A 5884-nucleotide genomic window follows, 5' to 3' on the forward strand; every position below is an offset into this window, starting at 1 on the left:
GGTGCGCGCCACACGCGCGACCGCGAGCACGCCGGCGGCAACCACGTCAGGGCGCTCCATGAACCCCGAGAAGAAATAGGGGCGCGCCGCCTCCCCCTCGGGGGTGAACCCTCCCGAAGTCGCCAGCGCAAGCCCCGCGCCCTCATCCACGCGCGAGGGGGCACTGTAGCGGTAGGTCAGCTCGTAGTCCATGTCGCTCCTTCGCTGAATTGTGGCGCCAGGCTAACACAGTGCCCCCACATCTGGAGCCACCAGCGAACCGGGCATCCACACTCGCCACAAGACTGCAACAACACCGCACGTTCCCCGGAAAACAACGGGTGGCACAACCGCCCCCGACCGTGGTGCCCGCACCCGCAACGCCGCTCAGTACGTCAGGAACCCCCAGCGGATCAGGTCGTGCAGGGGCGCCTCGACCTCGGCGCGCACATCCTCCACCTCAACCGAGGTGAGCATCGCGACCGCCGACGCGATCTGGCCGACCGTCAGCTCACCATCCGATGCCCCCACGACCGCAGACACCGCCGACGAGACGGGCACGGAACGGCCCAAGNCAGGGCGATGACGGGGACCTGCGGGTATCCGGCGTCGCGCAGCCCCTTGCGCAGCAGGGCCGCGTAGTTGCTGGCGCGACACATGCCGCCCGTCTGTGTGATGCCCACCGCCGTGCGGTCGGGGTCGGCGCGCCCGGAGATGAACTCGTCGAGGAGCTGGCCAATGACAACGATCGCCGGGTAGCACGAGTCGTTGTTGACGTATTTGAGGCCAACCTCCATGGAGGCGCGGCTCGTGTGCTCCAGGACGCGCACCTTCAGGCCCGCGCTCGCGAACAGCGGGGTGNGACGCGTCCAGGGCCGAGGCGCGCTCTGGCTGGCCAAGGACGAAGAAGCGCGTGAGGGTAGCCGCCGGGTCGGTGACGCCCGCGAGCTCGACGAGGGCGGGCAGGCGCGAGTCGCGCATGAGGGCGGACAGGGCGCCGTCACTGAGCAGCGTCTCAAGGGTGTCAGTGGTCCAGCTTGCCGCGATAACATCGAAGCGCAGGCGCGCGATGAGGTCACGATCGAGGGCGGGGACGGGTACGGAAGTCGTCATGCCTCAAGACTATCCCCATGAGTACAATGCGCGGGTACCCAACCAGGATCCCCACGCCCAGCTCAGAGGAGGAAGCCCATGTCCGGAGGACTTGTCGCCCTGCTCGACGACATCGCGACCCTCGCGAAAGTCACGGCCTCATCTGTCGATGACGTTGCGGCAGGTGCCGTCAAGGTCTCGTCGAAGGCAGTGGGCGTCGTCATCGATGACACGGCAGTCACCCCCCAGTACGTCGCTGGCCTGAACCCCAAGCGCGAACTCCCCATCATCGCTAAGATCGCGCGCGGTTCCCTCATCAATAAGCTTTTCATCATCCTACCGATCGCGCTCCTGCTCACGTGGCTGGCCCCCCACGTCCTGCCGTTCCTCCTCGTCGTGGGCGGCGCGTACCTGTGCTTCGAGGGCGGCGAGAAGGTCCTCGAAAAAATCGGCTGGCTGCCCGGACTCCACGAGGAGCACGAGGAAGGCGGCGCTGCATCCGCCGAGGAGCTCGAGAAATCCATCGTGTCGTCCGCGACCCGCACTGACCTGATCCTGAGTTCCGAAATCATGCTCGTGTCCATGGCCGGCCTGTCGAACGAGCACGGCGCGATGCGCGTCGCCGTCCTCATCGCAGTCGCTTTCTTCATGACGTTCTTCGTGTACGGCCTCGTCGCGCTGCTCGTGAAGGCCGACGATGTGGGCGTGCGCCTGGCGCGCGGCGCACTCGAACCCGAGGACAACCGCCCCGGCCCCGTCGACAACGTGGGCCGCACGATCGTTCGCGTCATGCCGCACGTCTTTGGCGTGATCGGCGTCGTCGGCACGGTGGCGATGCTGTGGGTTGGCGGCCACCTGGTCATCGAGAACCTCGCCGAGGTCGGCGTTCCCATCTTCCATCATCTCCTCGAGTCCGCCGAGCACGCGGTGTCTGCCGGCGGCGGTTTCGTCTCCTGGCTGGTCGAGACAGCCCTGTCGGGCATCTTCGGTGTTGTGCTAGGTTCCGTGACCGCGTGGATCGTCGTCGGGGCTTCCGCGCTTGTGCGTCGCGTGCGCGGTCAGGCCTGATTCTCCTTCTTTTTTCACGAGGTCGGGGCGGAGGGTGCACGATCGCGTTCCGAGCCCCGGCCTCGTCGTTGATCGCACTGCGCGAAAGGTGACACACAACCTCTTCGCATGTTAGGACTAAAGTACTACTCTGGAGTGAACAGTTAAACGACGACGCCCCGGAGGAGCATCATGACCGTCTATACCCTGCCCGACCTGCCCTACGACTACTCCGCGCTGGAGCCCCACATCTCCGGGCGCATCATGGAGCTGCACCACGACAAGCACCACGCGAACTACGTGGCCGGCGCGAACGCCGCGCTGGAGAAGCTGGCCGCCGCCCGCGAGGCCGGCGACTTCGCCGCCATCAACCTGTGGGAGAAGAACCTGGCCTTCAACCTGGGCGGCCACACCAACCACTCCATCTTTTGGACGAACATGACCGGCGAGGGCGCCTCGCGTCCCGAGGGCGAGCTCGGTGCGGCGATCGACGAGTTCTTCGGCTCGTTCGAATCCTTCCAGGCTCAGTTCGCCGCCGCCGCCCTGGGCCTGCAGGGCTCCGGCTGGGCCGTCCTCGCGTGGGACACTGTCGGCAAGCGCCTCGTGACCTACCAGATGACCGACCAGCAGGGCAACATCCCGGTCGCGACCGTGCCGCTACTCATGATCGACATGTGGGAGCACGCCTTCTACCTGGATTACCTCAACGTCAAGGCCGACTACGTCAAGGCCTGGTGGAACCTGGTGAACTGGGAGAACGTCGCGTCCCGCTTCCAGGCCGCTCGCTTGTCCTCCGGCCTGGTGAACGCCCACTCCGCGCTGTCCGACCTGGGCGCCCACGCGGTCGACACCGTCAAGGGCTGGTGGAAGAACTAAGCGTCCTGCGTGACGAGGCCGTGGCGCTGGTCGCGCGACCACCACAACTACACGCAGCAGAGGCGGGACCCTTCGGGGTTCCGCCTCTCCTGCATCCCTGGAGGTGCAGAGGGGCTGAGCCTGCGAAGGGGCTGAGCCTACGAAGGGGCGGGGCCTGACAGAGGTACCCGCGGCCAGTAGAGGTGCCCGCGGCCAGTAGAGGTGCCCGCGGCCAGTAGAGGTGCCCGCGGCCAGTAGAGGTGCCCGAAAGTGACGTCGGTAACCACCCCTCCAAAAGTCGCACGTAATTTAACGCGGTCATTTTTCGAGACAGCCCACAAACGTTGCAATTCCAACGATTGAATTTCAAAACCTAAAATACAGGCACGGGAATTACGTGCGACATTGCTGGGGAACCACTCGGGCACAACAAAGCCGCCCAGCCCCAGTGGGGCCGGGCGGCGGTGGCGGTAGCGCTGGGATTTGAACCCAGGGTGGCTGTGACACCACACAGCATTTCGAGTGCTGCACCTTCGGCCGCTCGGACACGCTACCTTACCTGAGTACTCTACTACAGAAACCCCCGAGCAACGCAAATCGACCCACCCTGGGAGCAGCGACACACTCAAAGAGAACCCCGCTCGCGCAGGTCCTGACACCAAACCTAGCGGGTCGACACCTCGTGGACCGCCAACGGGAAGGCTGACGCAACCGCCAACAGGAAAGCCAACCAGAATGCCGACAGGCTGACCGAAGACATAACCGCCGGGTCAATGCCACTCCGCACAGCACGTTCCGCGCGGGTCCACCCACGAATCAGACGCCCACCGTGTCCGGTTCCCTGATCACGTGTACGCGTATCGACAAGCGCACACGTGCGCCGCATCGGCACGCGCCGGGCCAGGGAAGGTGAACCTAAGCTCCGCCTCTCGAAAGCGTTGGCTCGACCACATATTTGGTCTACGCTGTCAGGGTATCTATTCTACGCAGCGAAAGGACTTTTCGTGTCTGCGCCACGTGCGACGAAGGAAACGTCGCTCAAAGAACTAACGCTTCGCGGCATCATCATCGGCGGCATCATTACGCTGGTGTTCACGGCCGCGAACGTGTACCTGGGCCTGAAGGTTGGCCTGACCTTCGCGACCTCGATCCCGGCGGCTGTCATCTCGATGGCTGTCCTGCGATTCTGGGGCGACCACACGGTCCAGGAGAACAACATTGTCCAGACGATCGCGTCGGCGGCGGGCACGCTGTCGGCTGTCATCTTCGTTCTCCCCGGCCTCGTGATCGTGGGCTGGTGGAGCGGCTTCCCCTACTGGCAGACCATGTTCGTGTGCGCGGTCGGCGGTTCGCTGGGCGTCATGTACTCGATCCCCCTGCGTCGCGCGCTCGTGACGGGCTCGGACCTGCCCTACCCCGAGGGCGTGGCAGGCGCTGAGATCCTCAAGGTCGGCGACTCCCAGGAGGCCGGCGAGGACAACAAGCGCGGCCTGTTGGCGATCACCTGGGGCGCCCTGGCCTCGGCGGCGATGGCCCTGTTCGGCTACCTGAAGGTGACGGCTTCCGAGGTCGGCGCCGCCTTCAAGATCGGTTCGACGGGCACGATGATCTCGACGTCCTTGTCTCTCGCCCTCATTGGCGTGGGTCACCTGGTCGGCATGACGGTGGGCGTCGCGATGCTCATCGGCATGCTCACCTCCTACGGTGTCCTGTTGCCCCTGTACGCGAACGGCCAGCTGGAGGGCGCGAAGGACCTGACCGCCGCCCTGTCGACGGTCTTCAAGTCGGATGTGCGTTTCATCGGTGCGGGCGTCATGGCGGTCGCCGCCATCTGGACGCTCATCAAGATCATGGGTCCGATTGTCCGCGGCATGTCCGAGTCGCTGCGCGCCTCGCGCGGCGCCAAGGAGAACGGCGCGCAGATCAACCGCACAGAGCAGGACATTCCCGGCAAGTGGGTCATCGTCTCCATCTTCGTGGCGATGGTTCCGATCGCGGGCCTGCTGTGGTGGTTCATGCGCGGCACGCAGATCGAGCACAACACGGCGGTCCTGATCGCGGTGTCGGTCCTGTTTATCCTGCTCGCCGGCCTGCTGGTCGCGGCGGTGTGCGGTTACATGGCGGGCCTGATTGGTTCGTCGAATTCGCCGGTGTCGGGCGTGGGCCTGCTAGTCGTCGTCATCACGGCGGTCGTCATCCTGGCTGTGCACGGCCGCGGTTCGACCACGGAGGAGAACACGGCGCTCATCGCCTACACGCTGTTCACGTCCGCGATTGTGTTCTGCATTGCGACGATCGCGAATGACAACTTGCAGGACCTCAAGACGGGCCAGCTGGTGGGCGCGACCCCGTGGAAGCAGCAGGTCGCCCTGGTCATCGGCGTCGTCTTCGGTTCGCTGATCATTCCTCCGGTCCTGGAGCTCATGCAGAACTCCTTCGGTTTCCAGGGTGCGCCGGATGCCGGCCCGGATCCGCTGGCGGCCCCGCAGGCCTCGTTGATTTCCTCGCTCGCGAAGGGCGTGCTCGGCGGCGGCATCGACTGGAAGCTCCTGGGTATCGGCGCGGCGATCGGCGTCGTCGTCATCATCATTGACGAGGTCCTGCGCCCCGCCTCGAAGGGGAAGCTGGCCCTGCCCCCGCTCGCGGTCGGCATGGGTATCTACCTGCCGGCGTCGCTGACGATCCTGATCCCGATCGGCGGCCTGATTGGCTTCCTGTACAACAGGTGGGCTGACAAGCAGGCGGACGCGGAGCGCGCGAAGCGCTTCGGCACGCTGGCTGCGACGGGCCTGATCGTGGGCGAGTCCCTGTTCGGCGTCGTCTACGCGGGCATCGCGGGCGCGACGGGGTCGGAATCCCCGCTGGCGCTGCCGTTCATCGGCGACGGCTTCACCCCGGTCGCGAACGTGCT

General features: G+C 65.5%; 4 protein-coding genes, 1 tRNA gene and 3 pseudogenes. 3 read left to right on the forward strand and 5 right to left on the reverse strand.

Going from position 1 to position 5884, the window contains the following annotated elements; translation table 11 throughout:
• From BQ7477_RS09060 to BQ7477_RS13100, 4 genes and pseudogenes are all read right to left on the reverse strand, one after another.
• Positions 1-192, reverse strand: a pseudogene (locus BQ7477_RS09060) (SWIM zinc finger family protein); the annotation flags it as partial.
• Between the two features lie 174 nt (positions 193-366).
• On the reverse strand, positions 367-510 hold the full coding sequence (locus BQ7477_RS11645) for a hypothetical protein (protein WP_420884447.1): 144 nt from the start codon (positions 508-510) through the stop codon (positions 367-369).
• Positions 511-554: 44 nt separating this feature from the next.
• A pseudogene (locus BQ7477_RS13095) lies at positions 555-842 on the reverse strand (hypothetical protein); the annotation flags it as partial.
• A gap of 46 nt (positions 843-888) precedes the next feature.
• Positions 889-1092 (reverse strand): annotated as a pseudogene (locus BQ7477_RS13100) (DUF7059 domain-containing protein); the annotation flags it as partial.
• A gap of 78 nt (positions 1093-1170) precedes the next feature.
• Between BQ7477_RS13100 and BQ7477_RS09070 the strand changes: the two are divergent.
• Both BQ7477_RS09070 and BQ7477_RS09075 read left to right on the forward strand, forming a co-directional pair.
• Positions 1171-2139 (forward strand): DUF808 domain-containing protein, encoded by a 969-nt coding sequence (locus tag BQ7477_RS09070; RefSeq protein ID WP_073983655.1) that lies wholly within the window; start codon positions 1171-1173, stop codon positions 2137-2139.
• A gap of 171 nt (positions 2140-2310) precedes the next feature.
• Positions 2311-2994: a superoxide dismutase gene (locus BQ7477_RS09075; protein WP_073983656.1), complete on the forward strand. Its 684-nt coding sequence runs from the start codon at positions 2311-2313 to the stop codon at positions 2992-2994.
• 444 nt (positions 2995-3438) lie between these two features.
• Here BQ7477_RS09075 and BQ7477_RS09080 read toward each other — a convergent pair.
• Positions 3439-3528 (reverse strand) — tRNA-Ser (locus tag BQ7477_RS09080).
• A 449-nt stretch (positions 3529-3977) separates the two neighbouring features.
• On the opposite strand from BQ7477_RS09080, the gene BQ7477_RS09085 reads away from it, so the two are divergent.
• The coding region (locus BQ7477_RS09085; RefSeq protein ID WP_073983849.1) for an OPT family oligopeptide transporter at positions 3978-5884 on the forward strand (1907 nt) is incomplete at its 3' end.

The organism is Actinomyces bouchesdurhonensis, assembly GCF_900128465.1.
In the GTDB taxonomy this organism is placed as follows: Bacteria; Actinomycetota; Actinomycetes; order Actinomycetales; family Actinomycetaceae; genus Pauljensenia; species Pauljensenia bouchesdurhonensis.